Origin of the sequence: Streptomyces sp. NPDC058239 (assembly GCF_042882185.1) — a bacterium.
In the GTDB taxonomy this organism is placed as follows: Bacteria; Actinomycetota; Actinomycetes; order Streptomycetales; family Streptomycetaceae; genus Streptomyces.
This window is the reverse complement of record NZ_JBHVWS010000019.1, coordinates 15,842-34,672: the sequence shown is the minus strand read 5'-3', so window position 1 is coordinate 34,672 and position 18,831 is coordinate 15,842. Positions and strand designations below refer to the sequence as shown.

The following is an 18,831-nucleotide window of genomic DNA, read 5'->3' as shown; positions in this document are numbered from 1 at the left end:
GCCGACAGGCGTCCCGGGCCCCTCTGTGCGTAGCTGTACCGCAGGCGGCCCTTAGGCGACCGTACGGCCGTTCATCAGGCGCGGCAGGATCCGGAAGCCGATGCCTCCGGCAATCATCGTCGCGGCGCCGACCAGCAGGAACGTGGTCTCGGCGGCACCGGTCTCGGCGAGCTCGTCCTTGCCCTTGCCCTGCTCGACCGGCTGGTTGCCGGCCGAGTCGGGGGTGGTGTTGTCCGCGCAGTTCGCACCGTCGAGGTCGACGGTGCAGGTGTCGCCGCCACCGGTTGCGGAGCCGGAGGAGGCGTTACCGGAGGTCCCGGACGTACCCGAGGTGCCGGACGAACCCTCCGTGCCGGACGAACCCGAGGTGCCGGACGTACCCGACGTGCCGGAGTTGCCGGAGGTGCCCGAGGTGCCAGAGTTGCCGGAGGTGCCCGACGTGCCCGACGTACCCTGCGTGCCCGAAGAACCCTCGGTGCCGGACGAACCCTCCGTGCCCGAAGAACCCTCGGTGCCGGACGAACCCTCCGTGCCCGAAGAACCCTCCGTGCCGGACGAACCCTCCGTGCCCGAAGAACCCTCCGTGCCCGACGAACCCTCCGTGCCCGACGAACCCTCCGTACCCGAAGAACCCTCCGTACCCGAAGAACCCTCCGTACCCGAAGAACCCTCCGTGCCGGACGAACCCTCGGTACCCGAAGAACCCTCGGTACCGGACGTACCCTCCGTCTGCCCCTGGTCGACGGCGCCCGGGCCACCGCCATTGGTGCCGCCCTCGGACTCGCCCGCCGGACCATCGAGGCCGGCCTCGATCCCCAGACCGCTGTCGTCGACGTGAGTCTTGGCGGAGAGACCGCCGACGTTGACATCGACGCCGACGGCCGAAGCCACACCGGCAGCGGTGAGCGAGGCGCCCGCGGCGATCACCGCACCCGCGGCTATGCGCGCGACGCGTACTCGCGTCTTCTTGGTCATCTGCTGCTACCCCCAGTAGCTGTTCTCGTCAGTGGAGCAGCCATATGCGGGCCCCGGCTCTGCGGGGTTTGCTCCGAACAGCGCCACATGGAGCCGTGGTCATGCCGCCCGCCCCCGTTCACATCCGTCCCAGACATACGCATGCTGCTCTAGCACCCTGTCCACAGATAAGGCCCGCGTCAAGGCCGTTCCGTGCAATGTGCACCGCTTTGATCGCAGTTGACCATCATTCAGAATCACGACTGTGACGCACTCACCACGCCGCCTGCGTAACTCGGAACCCCAACTCCCTTTCGGGTGCCGCCCCGCACCCCTCCCCGACGCAAACGGCGGTGCCGGAAACCCCGTGGGGATTCCGGCACCGCCGTAAGAAACAGGAAGCAGCAACAGGCTGCTGGGGCCCGCCTACTTCTCCCGCTGCTTGCGCCAGCGGATGCCCGCCTCCAGGAAGCCGTCGATCTCGCCGTTGAAGACCGCTTCCGGGTTGCCCATCTCGAACTCCGTACGCAGGTCCTTGACCATCTGGTACGGGTGCAGGACGTACGACCTCATCTGGTTGCCCCAGGAGTTGCCGCCGTCGCCCTTGAGGGCGTCCATCTTGGCCTGCTCCTCCTGGCGGCGGCGCTCAAGGAGCTTCGCCTGGAGGACGTTCATCGCGGACGCCTTGTTCTGGATCTGCGAGCGCTCGTTCTGACAGGAGACGACGATGCCGGTCGGGAGGTGGGTCAGGCGCACCGCGGAGTCCGTGGTGTTGACGCCCTGACCGCCGGGGCCCGAGGAGCGGTACACGTCGACGCGCAGCTCCGACTCATCGATCTCGATGTGGTCGGTCTGCTCGACCACGGGGAGCACCTCGACGCCCGCGAAGGACGTCTGGCGGCGGCCCTGGTTGTCGAAGGGCGAGATCCGGACGAGCCGGTGGGTGCCCTGCTCGACGGAGAGGGTGCCGTAGGCGTACGGGATCTGGACGGCGAAGGTGGTCGACTTGATGCCGGCCTCTTCCGCGTACGACGTCTCGTAGACCTCGGTCTTGTAGCCGTGCCGCTCGGCCCAGCGGATGTACATGCGCTGGAGCTTCTCGGCGAAGTCGGCGGCGTCCACGCCACCGGCCTCGGCCCGGATGTTGACCAGGGCCTCGCGGGAGTCGTACTCGCCGGAGAGGAGCGTACGGACCTCCATCTCGTCCAGCGCCTTCTTGACGGACTCCAGCTCGGACTCGGCCTCGGCCAGGGCATCGGCGTCGCCCTCGTCCTGGGCGAGCTCGAAGAGGACCTCGAGATCGTCGATCCGGCCGCGGAGGGCCTCGGTCTTGCGGACCTCGGCCTGGAGGTGCGAAAGCTTGCTGGTGATCTTCTGCGCCGCCTCCGGGTCGTCCCAGAGGGATGGCGCGGCCGCCTGCTCCTCGAGCGCGGCGATGTCCGCCCTCAGCGCATCCAGGTCCAGGACGGCCTCGATCGACCCCATGGTCGAGGAGAGGGACTTCAGCTCTTCGGAAATATCGACGACTGCCACGGGTCCAGCGTAACGGCTGTCGGCGCGGACATTCCTCGGGCCGCATGATCACGACTCCGCGGCCGTGTGGGCGCCGCATCCCCGGGCCGTACGACGAAGGGGTTGCCCACCGGGCTCTGCGGCCCCGGAGCCATCAGGAACCGCCCAGCGGGGCCCCGCGGGGTCAGGGTGTTCCCGGCGCCGAGTTCTTCGTGTCCTGCGCAGGCGCGTCCGCGGCGTCGTCGCCCAGCGCCAGCCAGCCGCCCACGCCCAGCGCCACCACCAGCACCAGCGCCGCGGCGCCCAGCGTCAGGCGGCGCTTGCGGACGGCCGCGGACTTGTTGCGGGCCGAGCCCGGGCGGGGCCGACCCGGGGAGCGCGGGGCTCTGGCCGTGCCCCGGGGGCCGCCGGAGAGTTCGTCGGGGGCCGGGACACGCATGCTCGTGTGGGTGTCCCGGTTGGAGTCGGCGGACGAGCCGGGGACCAGGGGGACCGCGCCGCGGCGGCGGGGTTCCTCGGGTGCGGGGGTGTACTGCTGCTCGTCGTACGTCTGGGGTTCCGGTTCGACGTCCGGCTCGTCCACGTCCAGCGGCGGGATACCGGCCAGCTGCGGGAGCTGCTCGCGCAGCCGGGCCGCGAGCTCGGAGGCGCGCAGCCGGGAGGCCGGGGCCTTGGCCAGGCACTGGACCAGGAGCTGCCAGAGCTCGTCGGGGATGCCGGGGAGCGGGACGACCGTCTCCGTGACATGGCGGCGCAGGACCGCGCCGGGGTGTCCGCCGCCGAAGGGTGTGAAGCCGGCCAGCAGTTCGTACAGGACCGTCGCGAGTGCGTAGATGTCGACGGCGGCGCGGGGCGGGAGGCCCTCGACTATCTCGGGGGCCAGGTAGTCCGGCGTACCGATGATCTTGCTGGCCTTGGTGCGGCGGGGGGTGTCGATCAGCTTGGCCACGCCGAAGTCGGTGAGCAGCGCCGGGTGCGAGCCGCCGGGGCCGAGTGGGCCCTCCATGTCGAGCAGGATGTTCTCCGGCTTGACGTCACGGTGGACCACCCCGGCGGCGTGCGCGGCTGCCAGGCCGTCTGCGACGTCCGCGATGATCGCGACGGCGGCCTCGGGCGCCAGACGGCGTTCGCGGTCGAGGCGGGTGCGCAGGTCCGTGCCGCGCACCAGGTTCATGACCAGTGCCAGGTCGTTGCCGTCCACCACGAGGTCGCGGACGGCGACGACATGCGGATGGTCCAGGCCGAGCAGGGCGGTGCGCTCCTGGACGAAGCGGCCCACGAGCTCCTGGTCGGACGCGAGGTCCTCGCGGAGCAGCTTGATGGCCACCGGGCCCTCGGGCCCGTCGCCGAGCCACACCGTGCCGGCGCTGCCGCGCCCCAGGATCTGGTGGGCGGTGTACCGGCTGCCGATATTCCGTGCCAAGACTGCTCCCTCAGCGGCTGGCGATGGACCGTCGCTCATGACCCCCGGTCGACAAAGTTACGCGTCGATCGGGGTGTTGAGTGCCCGGGATGGCGCCAACCTTCACTTCTGCGGGCGAAATGCGGTGGAAACTGGCCCGCAGAAGTCGATATAGCTACAGAGTTGATGGTGTACCGGCGGCTCAGGAGCCGCTGCTGCCGCTGCCGCCCAGTTCCGAGACCCAGTCGGTCACGCTGGAGACGGCGTCACTGATCGCCTGCCAGTAGCTCTTGCCCTGGCCGATCCAGTCCTGCAGCGGGGTCAGTTCCCAGATCAGCCAGCTCGCGACGATCAGCAGCACCAGGGTGAACAGACAGCCCTTGAGGCAGCCGAGGCCGGGAATCCTCATCGGGTTGGCGCTGCGCTGCCTCGGCTCGCGGGGCTGCCGCGGGGCCGGCTGCTGGGGCGGCGGCTGCTGCGGGGGTGCGTACTGCTGCCGCTGGTACTGCTGTTGGGGCTGGTGCTGGGGTTGCGGCTGGTACTGCTGCTGCCGGGGCTGGGGGTACTGCTGCGGCTGCGGCTGCTGCTGGTACTGCTGATGCTGCGGCGGCTGCTGCCGTCGCTGAGGCTGCTGCTGGGGCTGGGACCGCTGGGGGCGGCGGCGCAGCGGGTCCTGGCTCGGGTCGAGGTACTGGACCTGCGTCTGCTCGTTGCGATCGCGGGCCGCCTGGAGCTGGGACTGCCAGGGGTGCGGCCCCTCGGGCTGCGGAGGGCCGTCCGGGTGCGGCGGCACGGGCGGCATGACCGAGGTCGGGTCGGCATGCCCGCCAGGGCCGGGGGCGTGCTGCATGACGCTGGTCGCGGCGTTCGGATCGTACGAGCCCGCGTTGCTGGGCAGCACCTGCGTCGGGTCGGCCGCACCGGGGGTCTGGGGAACGGCCGCGGGCGCCGGATCGGGTGCGAGCAGGGCGCCCACGCCGTCGGCCGCAGCGATCTGGGCCGAGGAGGCGTGCACGCCGATGCCGGCCGCGACGGTACGCAGTCCACGGGCCAGGTTCTCGGCGCTGGGCCGCCGGTCGGGGTCCTTGCTCAGGCAGCGCTCTATGACCGTCCACAGCGGCGCCGGGACGGTGGTGGGGCGGCGGGGCTCCTCGCTGAGGTGCCGTTGCAGGACTTCGAGGGCGGTGCCTCCAGCGAACGGCGGGCGCCCGGTGACCAGCTCGTACAGCAGGATGCCCGCACCGTAGATGTCGACCGCGGATGTCTGCGGCCGGCCCTCGGCGGACTCCGGCGCCACATAGGCGGGCGTGCCGACGAACTCATGGGTCCGGGTCAGCCCCGGGGAGTCGGCCAGGCGCGCGATGCCGAAGTCGGTGAGCATCGGGTGCATCTGGCCGTCGCGCTCGTCGAGCAGGACGTTGGCGGGCTTCAGGTCGCGGTGGACGACGCCGTCGGCGTGGCTGGCGGCGAGCGCGTCCGCGATCTGCGCGGTGAGGAGCGCGGCGGCGACCGGGGTGAGCGGGCCGTTCTCGCGGAGGTAGCGGTGCAGGTCGGGACCGTCGACCAGGTCCATGACGAGGGCGAGAAGGTCTCCCTCGACGACCAGGTCGCGGGTGCGCACGATGTTCTCGTGGGTGAGCCGGAGCAGCACGGAGCGCTCGCGCAGGAACCGCATCACGACGTCCGCGTCGTTGGCGAGCTCCTCCTTGAGGACCTTGATCGCCACGGTCTCGCCGGGCTGGCCGGCGACGGCCGCCTCGGCGCCTGCGGTCTCCCGCTGGCGGGCACGCCAGACGGTGCCCGTGGCGCCGCGTCCCAGCGGCTCCTCGAGCAGGTACTTGCTGCCTACCGGCCGCACGTCATGCGCTCCCTGCTGATCGTGGTGCTTGCGGTGCTCCCGGGTCCCCCGGGAGTTCCGGCCCACTCTAGTGGGGCGACCGGCGAGGTCGGGCGGGTCCGCCCGGTTGCCGTCGCCGTCCCTGTCCGCCGGGCCCGACACCTCCTGAAGGAGGTACCGGCCGGTTGCGGAACAAGACGCTCACATCGGGCGGATGGTTGCCGTACACACGTGCGATGAACCGTTCCGGGCGCTCTCCCGGAACGGTTGCGCTGCCGCGGAGAACGTTCCAAGCAGGCACTTATGGGCGCACAGCCGACCTTTCAAGATCACTTAGCGGTGACCCCCGGGCGTGTTGTCAGTGGCAGGTGCGAGGATGCCTTCAGCACGGACTATGGGGTAGGGAGCCCTGTGGCACGTGACGAACCTGTACCGGACGACGCGTCCGGGTCGGGTGGGGGGAATCACAGGGCGTTTCCCCTGCCCGGCGCCCCGCGCAGAAGGGACCGCTGACGGCGATGCAGATCCGGCTGACCGTCCTCGCGCCGCGCAGCGGCCAGACTCCGGCGCGCGCCTGCGACGTGCTGGTCACCGCCCCGCCGGGGACGGCGCTCGCCACGGTGGCGTCCAATCTGGCCGCGGCCGTCTCCGGGCCCGACGGCTCGCTCGGCAGCGGTGCGGTGGTGCTGTTCGCCGGGCGTGAGCGGCTCGACGCGCAGCGGTGCGCACTGGGTGAGCCCCCGCTGGTCGACGGAGCGGTGCTCTCGCTCCAGGTCCCGGGCGAGGACGACGCGGCGGACGACGCCGTCCCGGCGCAGCTGCACGTGGTCGCGGGGCCCGACGCGGGCGGGGTCCATCTGCTGCACGGCGGCCGGATCCGGATCGGCCGCTCCGCCGACGCGGACGTCCCGCTCGACGACCCCGATGTGTCCCGGCTGCACTGCACGGTGACGGTCTCCGCGCAGGGCCTGGTCTCGGTGGCCGACCTGGGCTCCACCAACGGCACCCTGCTCGACGGCACGGAGGTCCGCGACCGCCCGGTCCGTCTGAAGCCCGGCGCGCTGCTGCGGCTCGGCGAATCGACGCTCCGGCTGACCTCGGGCGCGCGTACGCCGACGCTGGCGACGGCCCCGGACGGCGAGGGGCATCTGCGGGTGTCCGGTACGGCAGGCGCGGCCGCCGCCGATGACGGCTTCGCCGTGGAGTACGGCTCCGGCCACGGGTACGCCCCGGCCGCCGGCCCAGGGCCCGCCCCGCACGAAAGGCCCGGCGCCCGTCACACATACGAGAGCGGTGAAGGCGGGTGGACCGACACCCGCCGCCAGTCCCCCTCCGAGCGCTCCCCCCGCTTCCCGGACGACGGGACACCCCGGCGGGGCGGGATAGGCGCCTGGGCGCGCAGACTCGCGGGCAACAAGGGCGAGCCGGTGCACGAGGCGACGCCCGACGAGACGGGCACGGCCGAGCTGCCGTTCCCGGCCGCCGCCTCCCCCGCGACACCATCGGGATCCGCCGCGGAGAGCATCTGGCCCGACCCCGCGGCCGTGCTGCTGACCGCGCTCGGCCCCGGCCCCCGGCTGTGGGAGCGCGACACCGCGCATCCGGAGGCGCTCGTGGTGCGCCTGGGGACGACGGACCGGGCCGAGCTGCCCGCCGTGCCGGTGACCGTGGGGCTGCGGGAGGCCGGTTCCCTCGGGCTCGCCGGGCCGCGGACCCGGTTGGCCGGACTCGCCCGTTCGGCGGTGGCGCAGCTCGCCGCGCTGCACTCCCCCGCCGATCTGGAGATCGTGCTGATCAGCACGGACCGCGCCCGCAGCGCGGACGAGCGCAGACGCGAATGGGCCTGGCTCGGCTGGCTGCCCCATCTGCGCCCCATGCACGGCCAGGACTGCCGGCTGCTCCTCGCGTACGACCGGGAGCAGGCCGTCGCCCGTACGACGGAGCTGGTGCGCCGACTGGACGACGGGCCGCTGGGGCCGGGCTGGGCGAGCCTGGACCGGAGCACGGTCGCCGAGGCCGCCGGGCAGTACTCGGGCCCGTACACCGTGGTGATCGTCGACGGCGACCCCGGCTCGGCCGTGCTGCGCGAGAACACCGCCCGGCTGGCAGCCGCGGGGGCCGCAGCCGGAATCCATCTGATCTGTCTGGCCGAGACCCCGGCCGCCACGCCCACCTCACCGGTCGCGGCGACGTACGAGGCCGCCTGCCACGCCTCGATCGCGTTCCGCGAGTGCGGGGCGGTGGCGATGCTGAGCGGCGATGTGGCCACGGCGCTGCGGCTGCTGCGCACGGCGGACGGCCGGGCCGCGGGCCGCGGCACGGTCGCCGCGGTGGACGCGGTGTCGGCGCACTGGGCCGAGCGGTTCGGCCGGGCGCTGGCCCCGCTGCGTGCGGAGGGTTCGGCGTCGGCCCACGGCCGGCCCGCGTCGGCCGCGCTCCCGCCGACCGCCCGGCTGCTGGACGAACTGGGCCTGGCGCGTGCCACCCCGGCGTCCCTGATGGCCCGCTGGGCCTCCACTGCGGACGACCAGCCCGGCGCCACGGTCCGCGGTTCGGGCCGCTGGACGGGCGGGCCGACGGGCGCCGGTGGCGGTACGGACGCGGCCGACGCGGATGTCCGCGGTTCGGGACATACGGAGTACCCGCGCAGCGCGGGCCCCCGCGTGGGCGCCCAGCGCACGGGCGGCGCACCGGGGCCGGACCGCGCGGGCGGGTACGCCCCCGGCTCGGGGCGCACCCCGTACCCCGGCAGCGAGACCACCACCCACATCGGCACCGTGGGCCACGGCCTCGTGCGCGACGACGCCCACGGCACCGGTGGCTCCGGAGGCGCCCCGTACCCCGGCACCCCCCGTGTCGGCGGCGGGCGCTACGGCAGTTCGCCCGGGGACACCCCGAGCTCCCGCACCGTTCCCGCGTCCGGTACCTGGGGCGGAGGGGATGCCCAGGAGGCAGACAGTCTCCGTTCCGCCGGATCCGGGCGGGCCTCGAACCGGGTCAGCGGACCGCGCGGCGACACGCCCCCGGTCGCGGCCCGGGGCGCCGGGAGCGGAGCGGCAGCCGCACGTACCGCCGCGGAAGCGGACACGGGCACCGGCATGCCCGCAGCCGCCCGGGCCGAAGGCACCGCTGCCGTGGCCGCCGGGCGGCCCGTCATGGTGCTCGGGGCCGGGCCCCGGGGCGCGGTCAGTGTGGATCTGGCGGAGGAGGGCCCCCACCTTCTCATCGAGGGGCCGGCCGGCAGCGGACGTACGGAGCTGCTGCGGGCCGTCGCCGCCTCGCTGGCCGCGGCAGCCCGGCCCGACCGTCTGGGCATACTCCTGGTCGACGGCGCCGGTGGCGAGCGCGGTGAGAGCCTGCGCCCCTGTACCGAACTCCCGCACGCGTTCACGCACCTGGTGGCCTCGGATCCGGTACGGATGCGCGAGTTCGCGCAGGCGCTGGGCGGCGAACTGAAGCGGCGCGCCGAACTGCTCGGCCAGTACGACTTCACCGAGTGGCACCACCGGCACGAGGTGGCGCAGCGGATGGTCGGCCAGCGCCCGCCGAGCGCCGCGGAGCAGCGCGGAGATCTGGACTCCCCGATGAGCGGGACGCTCCGGCTGCGGCCCGCCGCAGCGCGGTCCACGGAACCAGGCCCCTCCCCGCTGCCCCGGCTCGTCGTCCTGGTCGACGACTTCGACGCGCTGGTCGCCCCGGCGCTCGGCAGCCCCGGCCGCCCCGCCGCGGGGTCGGTCGTACGGGCCCTGGAGGCCGTGGCCAGGGACGGCGGCCGGCTCGGCGTCCACCTGGTCGCGACGTCCGCCCGCCCGGACCGTACGGAGGACACGGACCTGGCCCATGGGGCCCGGCTGCGCATCGTGCTCGACGCACCGGTCGTCCCGCCGTCGCCGGAGGATCCGGCGCCCGGACGCGGCCGGCTGGGGCATCCGGACGGGCGGGTGACACCGTTCCAGGGCGGCAGGGTGACGGGACGCATTCCGCGTACGGCGACCCTGCGCCCCACCGTCGTCCCGCTGGAGTGGGAGCGGATGGGCGATCCGCCGGCCCGGCGCCCGGTCCGCGAGCTGGGCAACGGTCCGACGGACCTGGCCCTGCTGGCCAGTGCCCTGGAGCGGGCGGCCCGTTCGGTGAACGCCGAGCCGATAACCCCATTCGGGCCCGCCCGCTCCTGAAGCGGCGCCGGGTCCGGACATCCACTGACATCACGTCACGAGCCCATCACGATCAAGGAGTTGACACGAGAAGCGGTATTGCGGCACCCGTACGCCGGGCGTAGGACTGTGCGCACACAACGATGTGAGAGACGGGGAAGCAATGCGCACAACCCTTCGGATCAGCAGGGCCGCCGCGGTGTTCACCGCCATCGGCGCACTGGCCCTCACCGGTTGCGGTGACGACGGCGGCGGAAAAGACAAGTCGGACAAGAGCTCCGAGGGCGGCAAGGGGAGCTCGTCGAGCGTCGCACTGCCGAAACTGGACGGCGAGAAGCTCTCGGTCGCGGCGGTCTGGACCGGCGTCGAGCAGGCCAACTTCGTCAAGGTCCTCAAGGAGTTCGAGAACCGCACGGGGGCGACGGTCACCTTCGTCCCGGCGCAGGACCCGATCGTCAACTTCCTCGGTACGAAGATCGCGGGCGGCCAGCCGCCGGACGTCGCGATGATCCCGCAGGTCGGCGCGATCCAGCAGGCCGCCCAGAAGAAGTGGGCCAAGCCGGTCGGCGCCGAGGCCAAGGCCCAGCTGGCGAAGAACTACTCGAAGGTCTGGCAGGACCTCGGTGCGGTGGACGGCACCCAGTACGGCGTCTACTTCAAGGCCGCCAACAAGTCCCTGATCTGGTACAACGCCAAGGCGTTCGAGAACGCGGGCGCGAGCGAACCGAAGACCTGGAAGGACTTCCTGGCGACGGCCGAGACGGTCTCCGCCTCGGGCGTCACCCCGGTCTCGGTCGGTGGCGCGGACGGCTGGACCCTCACCGACTGGTTCGAGAACATCTATCTCTCCCAGGCGGGCCCGGAGAAGTACGACCAGCTGGCCCAGCACAAGATCAAGTGGACGGACCCGTCCGTCAAGGACGCGCTGACCACGCTCGCGCAGCTCTTCGGCAAGCCGTCGCTGATCGCGGGCGGCGCCGACGGTGCGCTGCAGACGGAGTTCCCGGCCTCGGTCACCCAGACCTTCACCGGCGGCGACCAGCCCAAGGCCGCGATGGTCTTCGAGGGCGACTTCGTGGGCGTCAACATCGCGCAGACGAAGGCGAAGATCGGGACCGACGCCAAGGTGTTCCCGTTCCCGGCGGTCGGCGCCGAGTCCCCCGTCGTGACGGGCGGCGACGCGGCGGTGGCGCTGAAGGACGGCAAGGGCGCCCAGGCCCTGCTGACCTGGCTGGGCTCGACCGACGCGGCGAAGATCATGGCTGAGCAGGGCGGGTTCATCTCGCCGAACAAGGCCCTGGACGCCGCCGCCTACCCGAACGAGGTGCAGCGCACGATGGCGAAGGCGCTGGTCGCGGCGGGTGACGCCGTCCGGTTCGACATGTCCGACCAGGCCCCGCAGTCGTTCGGCGGGACGCCCGGGAAGGGCGAGTGGAAGACCCTCCAGGACTTCCTGAAGAACCCGAAGGACATCGCGGGGACTCAAGCCGAGCTGGAGTCCGACGCGGCCAAGGCGTACAAGAGCTGACGGGATGACGACAGCCGCAGCGGGGGGCGCCGACGCGGTGCCCCCCGCCGACAAGCATCCGTCCGGACAGTCGTCGCTGCCCTCGCCCAGGAAGCCGTCCGATGCCCCGGCCGGCGGTCCGGAACGCAGCCGCAGAAGTGTGACCGGCACCCGTCGGGTCATCGCGGCGCTGTTCCTGGCGCCCGCGCTGGTGCTGCTGGGCGCGCTCGTGGTCTATCCGATCGTGTACTCCGTCTACCGGTCGTTCTTCGACCAGACGGGTACGGGCTTCGCCGGACTCGACAACTACAAGGCGCTGTTCACGGACGACACCATCCGTACAGCGGTCAAGAACAACGCGATCTGGGTCGTGTTCGCGCCGACGGTCTCCACCGTACTCGGGCTGATCTTCGCGGTACTGACGGAGCGGATCCGCTGGGGTACGGCGTTCAAGCTGATCGTCTTCATGCCGATGGCGATCTCCATGCTCGCCGCGGGCATCATCTTCCGGCTGGTGTACGACGCGGCCCCGGAGCGCGGGGTCGCCAACGCCGTATGGGTGGGTGTGCACGACACGTTCGCCGAGTCGGCGGGCTACCCGAAGGCACATCCGCTGCCCGTCCACCCGCTCAAGGCGGGCACGGGCGGTTCGTTCGTCACCAAGGCGCCGGTACGGGCCGGGCAGCCGGTGCAGTTGCCGCTGGTCGGTGTGGCGCCGGCGAAGATGCCGACGGACGCGAAGCCCGCGAAGGCCGCGGCGGGTGGGGCCGGAAAGATCACCGGTACCGCGTGGCTGGACTTCACCAGGGGTGGCGGCGGCAAGCCCAATGTCATCGACGCCAAGGAGCTGGGGCTCAAGGACATCGAGATCGAGGCGGTCAAGGACGGCAAGGTGGTCGCCTCGGCGACGGCGGCCGCGGACGGTACGTTCACCCTGCCCGCTTCGGCGGACGGCGCCGAACTCCGGCTCCCCGCCTCCAACTTCAAGGAGCCCTACAACGGGGTCGAGTGGCTCGGCCCGACCCTGGTCACACCGGGGATCATCGGCTCCTACGTGTGGATGTGGGCCGGGTTCGCGATGGTGCTGATCGCCGCGGGCCTGGCGGGCCTGCCGCGTGAACTCCTGGAAGCGGCCCGGGTGGACGGCGCGAACGAGTGGCAGGTGTTCCGCCGGATCACGGTGCCGATGCTCGCGCCCGTTCTCGCGGTGGTGCTGGTCACGTTGATGATCAACGTTCTGAAGATCTTCGACCTGGTCTTCATCATCGCGCTGGGCTCCTCGCAGGACGATGCGAACGTGCTGGCGCTCCAGCTCTACCGCTCCTCGTTCGGCACGGACGCGGACCTCGGGATCGGCAGCGCCATCGCCGTGCTCCTGCTGCTGCTGGTACTCCCGGTGATGTTCTTCAATGTCCGCCGGATCCGGAAGGAGGGGCGCCGATGACGACAGCGTCGAACACGGCCACGAGCACGACAGCCGCAACCGAACCGGTGAAAGCCGAGCAGTCCCTCGGCGCACGCATCGCCGCCCGTGCCGGCGGCGGTGCGATGCGGGTCTTCCTCATCCTGGTGGGCCTGTTCTGGCTGATGCCGACCATCGGGCTGCTGCTGTCCTCACTGCGCGGTGCGGACGACATCGCGTCAACCGGCTGGTGGAAGGTCTTCACGGTCCCCTCCCAGCTCACCTTCGACAACTACTCCCGGCTGCTGGACAATTCGACCATCACCCACTCCCTCCTCAGCACGGTCATGATCACCGTCCCGGCGACCGTCCTGGTCGTCGTGATCGGTTCACTGGCCGGATACGCCTTCGCCTGGATGGAGTTCCCCGGCCGCGACTGGTGGTTCCTCGTGGTCGTGGGGCTGTTGGTGGTACCGGTGCAGGTCGCCCTGGTCCCCGTCTCCAAGCTCTTCGGCGCGGTCGGGATCTTCGAGACGACCTTCGGTGTGATCATCTTCCACACGGCCTTCGGTCTGCCCTTCGCGATCTTCCTGCTGCGGAATTTCTTCGCGGAGATCCCGAGGGAGCTGCTGGAGGCGGCCCGGCTCGACGGGGCGGGCGAGATCCGGCTCTTCACCCGGGTCGTGATGCCGCTGGGCGGTCCGGCGATCGCCTCGCTCGGGATCTTCCAGTTCCTCTGGGTGTGGAACGACATGCTGGTCGCACTGATCTTCGCGGACTCCGACTCCCCGCCGATCACGGTGGCCCTTCAGCAGCAGGTACGGCAGTTCGGCAACAACATCGATGTGCTGGCGCCCGGCGCCTTCGTGTCGATGGTCATTCCGCTTGCGGTCTTCTTCGCCTTCCAACGTCAGTTCGTCTCCGGCGTGATGGCGGGCGCGGTGAAGTAGTCGCACAGCCGTACGTCAACACGGGGTGGTCCTGTTCACCGCAACAGGGCCACCCCACCTGCAATTTTGCGGGTTTGCCACGTTTTGGCGTAACCCTGTCACTCCATCGGAAGTTTGCGGACCACCCGCCCGCGCTGCGAACGACCCATGGATGTGTTGTGCCCCGGTTCAGTGTCATCGTGCCCGCTTACCGGGTTCAGGCGTATCTGCACGAGAGCCTGGACTCGGTGCTGACCCAGTCCTTCGAGGACTTCGAGCTCATCGCGGTCGACGACTGCTCACCCGATGCCTGCGGCGCCGTCATCGACGAGTTCGCCGCCCGGGACCACCGGGTGCGGGCCCTGCATCTGCCGGAGAACATGGGCCTGGGCCGGGCCCGTAACGCCGGGATCGCACAGGCCACCGGCGACTATCTGATCTTCCTGGACAGCGACGACACCCTCGCCCCCGGCGCCCTGCGGGCCATCGCCGAACGGATCGAGGAGACCGGGGAACCGGACGTCCTGGTCTACGACTACGCCCGTATGTACTGGACGGGCGAAAGCGTACGCAACACCTTCGCCGAACACCTCGCCGAGACCGGCCCCGCCACCTTCACGCTCGCCGGCCGGCCCGGGCTGCTGAAGGTCCTGATGGTCGTCTGGAACAAGGCGTACCGCCGGGCGTTCGTCGAGGCCGAGGGATTCTCCTTCCCGCCCGGCTACTACGAGGACACGCCCTGGACGTACCCGGCGTTGCTGGCCGCCCGCTCGATCGCGGTACTCGACCGGGTGTGCGTCGGCTACCGGCAGCGGCGCCAGGGCAACATCCTGGCCACCACCAGCCGCAAGCACTTCGACATCTTCGAACAGTACGACCGGGTCTTCGAGTTCATCGACGCCCGCCCCGAACTCGCGCCCTGGCGGCCGGTGCTCTTCCGCAGGATGCTCGACCACTTCTGCACCCTGTTCACCACCCCCGGCCGGCTTCCGCGCGGCAGCCGCGCGGAGTTCTTCCGCCGCGCCCGCGCCCATTGCGGCCGCTACCGCGCCCCGGGCGCTCCCGCCCCGCGCCGCGCCCGGCTGCGCCACGGCCTGATCCGGCTGGGCGCACACCGCACGTACCGTGCGCTGTGGACCGCGCAGTTGCTGCACGGCCGGCTGCGGAAGGTCACCACGGCCGTCCGCCGGGTGCTGCGGGCCGCCGCGCTCCAGGCGTACTACCGCATCCAGCTGCGGCTGCCGGTCCGGTCGGACCGGGCGGTGTTCGCGGCGTACTGGCACCGCGGATACGCCTGTAATCCGGCCGCGATCGAGGCGAAGGCCCGCGAACTGGTCCCCGGCCTGCGGACCGCCTGGATCTGCCGCCCCGAGGACGCGCACACCGTGCCCACCGCGACCCGGCGGCTCACCCCCGGAACGTACCGCTACTGGCGGGCGCTGGCCCGCTCCAGGTATCTGGTGAACAACGTCAACTTCGACCGGCGGCTGGTCAAACGGCGCGGCCAGGTGCTGCTCCAGACGCACCACGGCACACCGCTCAAGACCATGGGCCTCGACCTCCAGGACCGGCCGGCGGCGGCCCGCGGGATGGACTTCGGCCGGCTGCTCGCCAATGTCGACAAGTGGGACTACTCCCTCTCCGCGAACCAGCACTCCACCCTCGTCTGGGAGAAGGCCTACCCGTCGGCCTCCGCGAGCTGCGCGACGCTGGAGTACGGCTATCCGCGCAATGACATCTACCAGCGGGCCACCGCCGACGACGTGGCGCGGCTGCGCGAGTCGATCGGCATCCCCGAGGGCACACTGGCCCTGCTGTACGCGCCCACGCACCGCGACTACCGGCGCGACCAGCCCATCGCGCTCGACCTGGCACGCGTGCTGCGGGTCCTCGGGCCGGGCTTTGTGATCCTGAGCCGCGCCCACTACTCGTACGGGGCTCCGCCGGTCCGCGAACCGCACCCGCGGATCATCGACGTCAGCGGCCACCCCTGCGTCGAGGCGCTCGCGCTCGCCTCGGACGCACTGATCACGGACTACTCGTCGCTGATGTTCGACTACGCCAATCTGGACCGGCCCGTCGTCATCCACTGCGCCGACCGCGAGGCGTACGAAGCGGCCCGCGGCACCTACTTCGACCTGCACTCCTGCCCGCCCGGCGCGATCGCGCACAGCGAGGACGAACTGCTCGACGTCTTCGCGACCGGCCACTGGTGCGGCACCCGCTCCGCCCGGCTGCGCGCGGCGTTCCGGGAGCGCTTCTGTCCGTACGACGACGGGCACGCGGCGGAACGGGTGGTGCGCCGGGTCTTCCTGGGCGACACGTCCGCACAGCCGCCCGCGATTCCTCCGGCACTGCGCCGGCCCGCACCGGCGGCGGGCAACCCGGCGCAGGTCCCGGTCTCCGCACCGGCCACGGCCACGGTCCCGGCGGACCGGCAGGCGTCCGCGGGCCTCGGCCTCGCCGGGACGCAGCCCACCAACCACCCCTGAGCGCACCCCTCCCCCGTAGACCCGAGTCCGAGAAAGAGCCTGTATGCCCCGGCTGAGTGTCATCATTCCCGTCCGCCGTGCCCGAGGGCAGCTGCGCGAGTGCCTGGAGTCGGTGCTCACGCAGTCGTTCACGGACATCGAGGTGATCGGGGTCGACGACGGTTCGCCGGACGGTTCGGGGCTGCTGTTCGACGAGTTGGCCGCACACGACGACCGGGTGCAGGCCATCCACCTGCCGTCGGGGGCCGGGCCCGACGGGCGGCGCAACGCCGGCGCCGAGCGGGCCGTCGGCGACTATCTCCTCTTCCTGGAAGGCAACTTCGTCCACCTGCCGGGCGCCCTGCAGGCCGTCGCCGACCGGCTGGACGCCGCCGGTGACCCCGAACTGCTGCTGTTCGGCCATCACAGGCGCCCGTTCCGGGGCCGTCCCCGCCCGACCCGGTCGCTGGAGTTGCTCGGCGAACTGCCCGAGGGCCGGCTCACCCTGCTCGAACACCCCGTGCTCCTGGACATCGCACCGGTCTCCTGGAACCGCGCCGTGCGCCGCTCCCTCCACGAGGGCGAGAAGCTGTCCTTCGGACCGGGGCAGCACGGGGAGCGGATGTACGCACTGCAGACCCTCGCCGCGGCCGAGTCCGTCGCTGTGCTCCCCACCGCCTGCGTCGAGCACCGCAGCCGGCGCCACCTGCTCGTTCCGGCCGACGGGACGGAACCGTCGGACGGCTCGGCACCGCACCGGCTCGTCGACGCGTACGCCGGTCTGATGGAGTTCGTACGGGACCGGCCGCTCCTGCACCCCGTGCGAACCCTGCTCTTCGAGCGGGCGGCCTGGGAACTCCTGTCCGGATACCCGTCGGTGACCCGGCGGCGCAAGGGCTACGTACGGTCCGTGGCGGCGTTCCACCGTGCGCACCGACCGGAGGGGCACCGGTTCCCGGGCGGCGCCCAGGGGCTGCGGCCGAAGCTGATGGGCGGTGGCCGTTACGTCGTGCTCGGCGCCCTCGACACGGTCCTCGCCCTGCGCCGGAGTCTGCGGGCGGCACCCGGCGCGGTCCGGGCGCGGGCCAGGCGCACCCTGTCCGCGCGCTACTACTGGTGGCAGCGCAGGCTTCCGCTGGACCCCGGGCTCGCCGTCTACGCCGCGTACTGGAACCGCGGGGTGAGCTGCAATCCGGAGGCCGTCTTCCGCAAGGCCCAGGAGCTGGCCCCGCAGGTGCGCGGCGTGTGGGTGGTGTCGAAGAACCAGGTGGACGCGGTGCCCGAGGGCATCGACCACGTGGTGCCGGGAACCCGCCGCTACTGGCAGTTGCTGGCCCGGGCCACGTACTTCTTCAACAACGTCAACTTCCCCGACCACCTGGTCAAGCGCCCCGGCCAGATCCATGTGATGACCCATCACGGCACCCCCCTGAAGATCATGGGGCTCGACCAGCAGGACTATCCGGCGGCGGCCCAGGGGCTGAACTTCGACCGGCTGCTCCAGCGCGTCGACCGATGGGACTGGAGCGTCTCCGCCAACCCCCACTCCACCGAGGTATGGGCACGCGCCTATCCGGGCACCGCACGGTCCCTCGAGTCGGGCTATCCGCGCAATGACGTCTTCGCGACGGCGACGGACGAGCGGATCGCGGAGATCCGCGCGGGTCTCGGCATCCGACCCGGCCGCCGCTCCATCCTGTACGCGCCGACTCATCGCGACTACGAGGCGGCGTTCACCAGCCGGCTCGATCTGGTCCGCCTCTGCGAGGCACTCGGCCCGGACACCGTGGTGATGGTCCGCGCCCACTACTTCTACGAGGGTGCCGGGCTGCCGGAGCACCCTTCGCTCGTCGATGTCTGCGATCACCCGCGGATCGAGGAGCTGTGCCTGGCGGCGGACGCGCTGGTGACGGACTACTCGTCGGTAATGTTCGACTACGCCCATCTGGACCGACCGATCGTGGTGCACGCCCCCGACTGGGAGACGTACCGCACGGTCCGGGGGGTCTGCTTCGATCTGCTGTCCGGGAAGCCCGGCGACACCCCCGGGGCGGTCTCCGCCGATACGGACGAGCTGGCCCGGCTCTTCCTCGACGGCAGCTGGCGGAGCCCGGCGAACGAGGCGCTGCGGGCCGCGTTCCGGGCCCGGTTCTGTCCGTACGACGACGGGCGCGCCGCGGAGCGGGTGGTGCGGAGGGTGTTGCTGGGGGAGTGTGCGGTGCCGGGCCCGTCCGGCGGCGTGTCCTCGAACGCCGGACGGGCTTGAATCCGCTCAGCGTTGCTGGCCCGCCATCACCGTGACGAGGCCGACGACCACGAGCAGCGAGCCGCCCCAGGTCCACATCGAGGTCCGCTCGTGCAGCACGGTCGCCCCGGCCAGCACGATCAGCAGATACCCGAGGGCGTTGAACGGGTAGGCGATGGACAGCGGCACCTTGGCCAGGGTGGTCATCCAGGCGATGGCGGACACTGCGAAGACCACCAGGCCGAGGACGACCCAGGGGCTGGTCGCGGCGCGCAGGGCGATGGACCCGCCGCCCTGCGCGGCGGCGGCCGCGGCGCCCTTCATCCCGTGTTTGAGCATGATCTGGCCGCCCGCCGACGAGAACACGGCGAACAGCAGCAGCATCAGACTGGGGAGGGTCAAGACCTTGCTCCTGACT

The 18,831-nt window shown here is 71.7% G+C and carries 11 protein-coding genes; 6 read left to right on the top strand and 5 right to left on the bottom strand.

Annotated features, from left to right (window positions below; genetic code table 11):
- Positions 1–51 precede the first annotated feature (51 nt).
- From ACFVYE_RS21085 to ACFVYE_RS21070, 4 genes are all read right to left on the bottom strand, one after another.
- Positions 52–975, bottom strand: a complete 924-nt coding sequence (locus ACFVYE_RS21085) for a hypothetical protein (protein ID WP_389606832.1) — start codon at positions 973–975, stop codon at positions 52–54.
- A 405-nt stretch (positions 976–1,380) separates the two neighbouring features.
- Positions 1,381–2,487 carry a peptide chain release factor 2 gene (gene prfB / locus ACFVYE_RS21080; protein ID WP_266361152.1) on the bottom strand — a complete coding sequence of 369 codons (1,107 nt, stop codon included), beginning with the start codon at positions 2,485–2,487 and terminating at the stop codon, positions 1,381–1,383.
- A gap of 163 nt (positions 2,488–2,650) precedes the next feature.
- A complete protein-coding gene (locus ACFVYE_RS21075; RefSeq protein ID WP_383969302.1) occupies positions 2,651–3,889 on the bottom strand; it encodes a serine/threonine-protein kinase in 1,239 nt (412 codons plus the stop codon).
- 181 nt (positions 3,890–4,070) lie between these two features.
- On the bottom strand, positions 4,071–5,726 hold the full coding sequence (locus tag ACFVYE_RS21070) for a serine/threonine-protein kinase (protein WP_383969349.1): 1,656 nt from the start codon (positions 5,724–5,726) through the stop codon (positions 4,071–4,073).
- A 497-nt stretch (positions 5,727–6,223) separates the two neighbouring features.
- On the opposite strand from ACFVYE_RS21070, the gene ACFVYE_RS21065 reads away from it, so the two are divergent.
- The 6 genes from ACFVYE_RS21065 (at position 6,224) to ACFVYE_RS21040 (ending at position 18,434) form a co-directional block, all read left to right on the top strand.
- Positions 6,224–9,880 carry an FHA domain-containing protein gene (locus ACFVYE_RS21065; RefSeq protein WP_389606830.1) on the top strand — a complete coding sequence of 1,219 codons (3,657 nt, stop codon included), beginning with the start codon at positions 6,224–6,226 and terminating at the stop codon, positions 9,878–9,880.
- A 142-nt stretch (positions 9,881–10,022) separates the two neighbouring features.
- Positions 10,023–11,387, top strand: coding sequence for an ABC transporter substrate-binding protein (locus ACFVYE_RS21060; RefSeq protein ID WP_383969308.1), 1,365 nt, complete (start codon positions 10,023–10,025; stop codon positions 11,385–11,387).
- 4 nt (positions 11,388–11,391) lie between these two features.
- Entirely contained in the window at positions 11,392–12,810 is a 1,419-nt protein-coding gene (locus ACFVYE_RS21055; RefSeq protein WP_389606827.1) for a carbohydrate ABC transporter permease, read from the top strand.
- A complete protein-coding gene (locus ACFVYE_RS21050) occupies positions 12,807–13,718 on the top strand; it encodes a carbohydrate ABC transporter permease (RefSeq protein WP_389606825.1) in 912 nt (303 codons plus the stop codon). The genes ACFVYE_RS21055 and ACFVYE_RS21050 overlap by 4 nt, the downstream gene beginning before the upstream one ends.
- A gap of 158 nt (positions 13,719–13,876) precedes the next feature.
- On the top strand, positions 13,877–16,189 hold the full coding sequence (locus ACFVYE_RS21045) for a CDP-glycerol glycerophosphotransferase family protein (protein ID WP_383969317.1): 2,313 nt from the start codon (positions 13,877–13,879) through the stop codon (positions 16,187–16,189).
- A 43-nt stretch (positions 16,190–16,232) separates the two neighbouring features.
- The gene (locus tag ACFVYE_RS21040) at positions 16,233–18,434 is read left to right on the top strand and encodes a CDP-glycerol glycerophosphotransferase family protein (protein ID WP_383969320.1); all 2,202 of its coding nucleotides are present in this window, start codon (positions 16,233–16,235) and stop codon (positions 18,432–18,434) included.
- Between the two features lie 6 nt (positions 18,435–18,440).
- On the opposite strand, the gene ACFVYE_RS21035 is transcribed toward ACFVYE_RS21040, so the two are convergent.
- Complete coding sequence (locus tag ACFVYE_RS21035) at positions 18,441–18,815, bottom strand: hypothetical protein (RefSeq protein ID WP_383969322.1); 375 nt, start codon at positions 18,813–18,815, stop codon at positions 18,441–18,443.
- Positions 18,816–18,831 lie beyond the last annotated feature (16 nt).

What these genes read in the sequence shown, in the direction of transcription:
- ACFVYE_RS21085 (WP_389606832.1), bottom strand. Translation starts at nt 975, where the DNA reads ATGACCAAGAAGACGCGAGTACGCGTCGCGCGCATAGCCGCGGGTGCG.
- ACFVYE_RS21055 (WP_389606827.1), top strand. Translation starts at nt 11,392, where the DNA reads ATGACGACAGCCGCAGCGGGGGGCGCCGACGCGGTGCCCCCCGCCGAC.
- ACFVYE_RS21050 (WP_389606825.1), top strand. Translation starts at nt 12,807, where the DNA reads ATGACGACAGCGTCGAACACGGCCACGAGCACGACAGCCGCAACCGAA.
- ACFVYE_RS21040 (WP_383969320.1), top strand. Translation starts at nt 16,233, where the DNA reads ATGCCCCGGCTGAGTGTCATCATTCCCGTCCGCCGTGCCCGAGGGCAG.
- ACFVYE_RS21060 (WP_383969308.1), top strand. Translation starts at nt 10,023, where the DNA reads ATGCGCACAACCCTTCGGATCAGCAGGGCCGCCGCGGTGTTCACCGCC.
- ACFVYE_RS21065 (WP_389606830.1), top strand. Translation starts at nt 6,224, where the DNA reads ATGCAGATCCGGCTGACCGTCCTCGCGCCGCGCAGCGGCCAGACTCCG.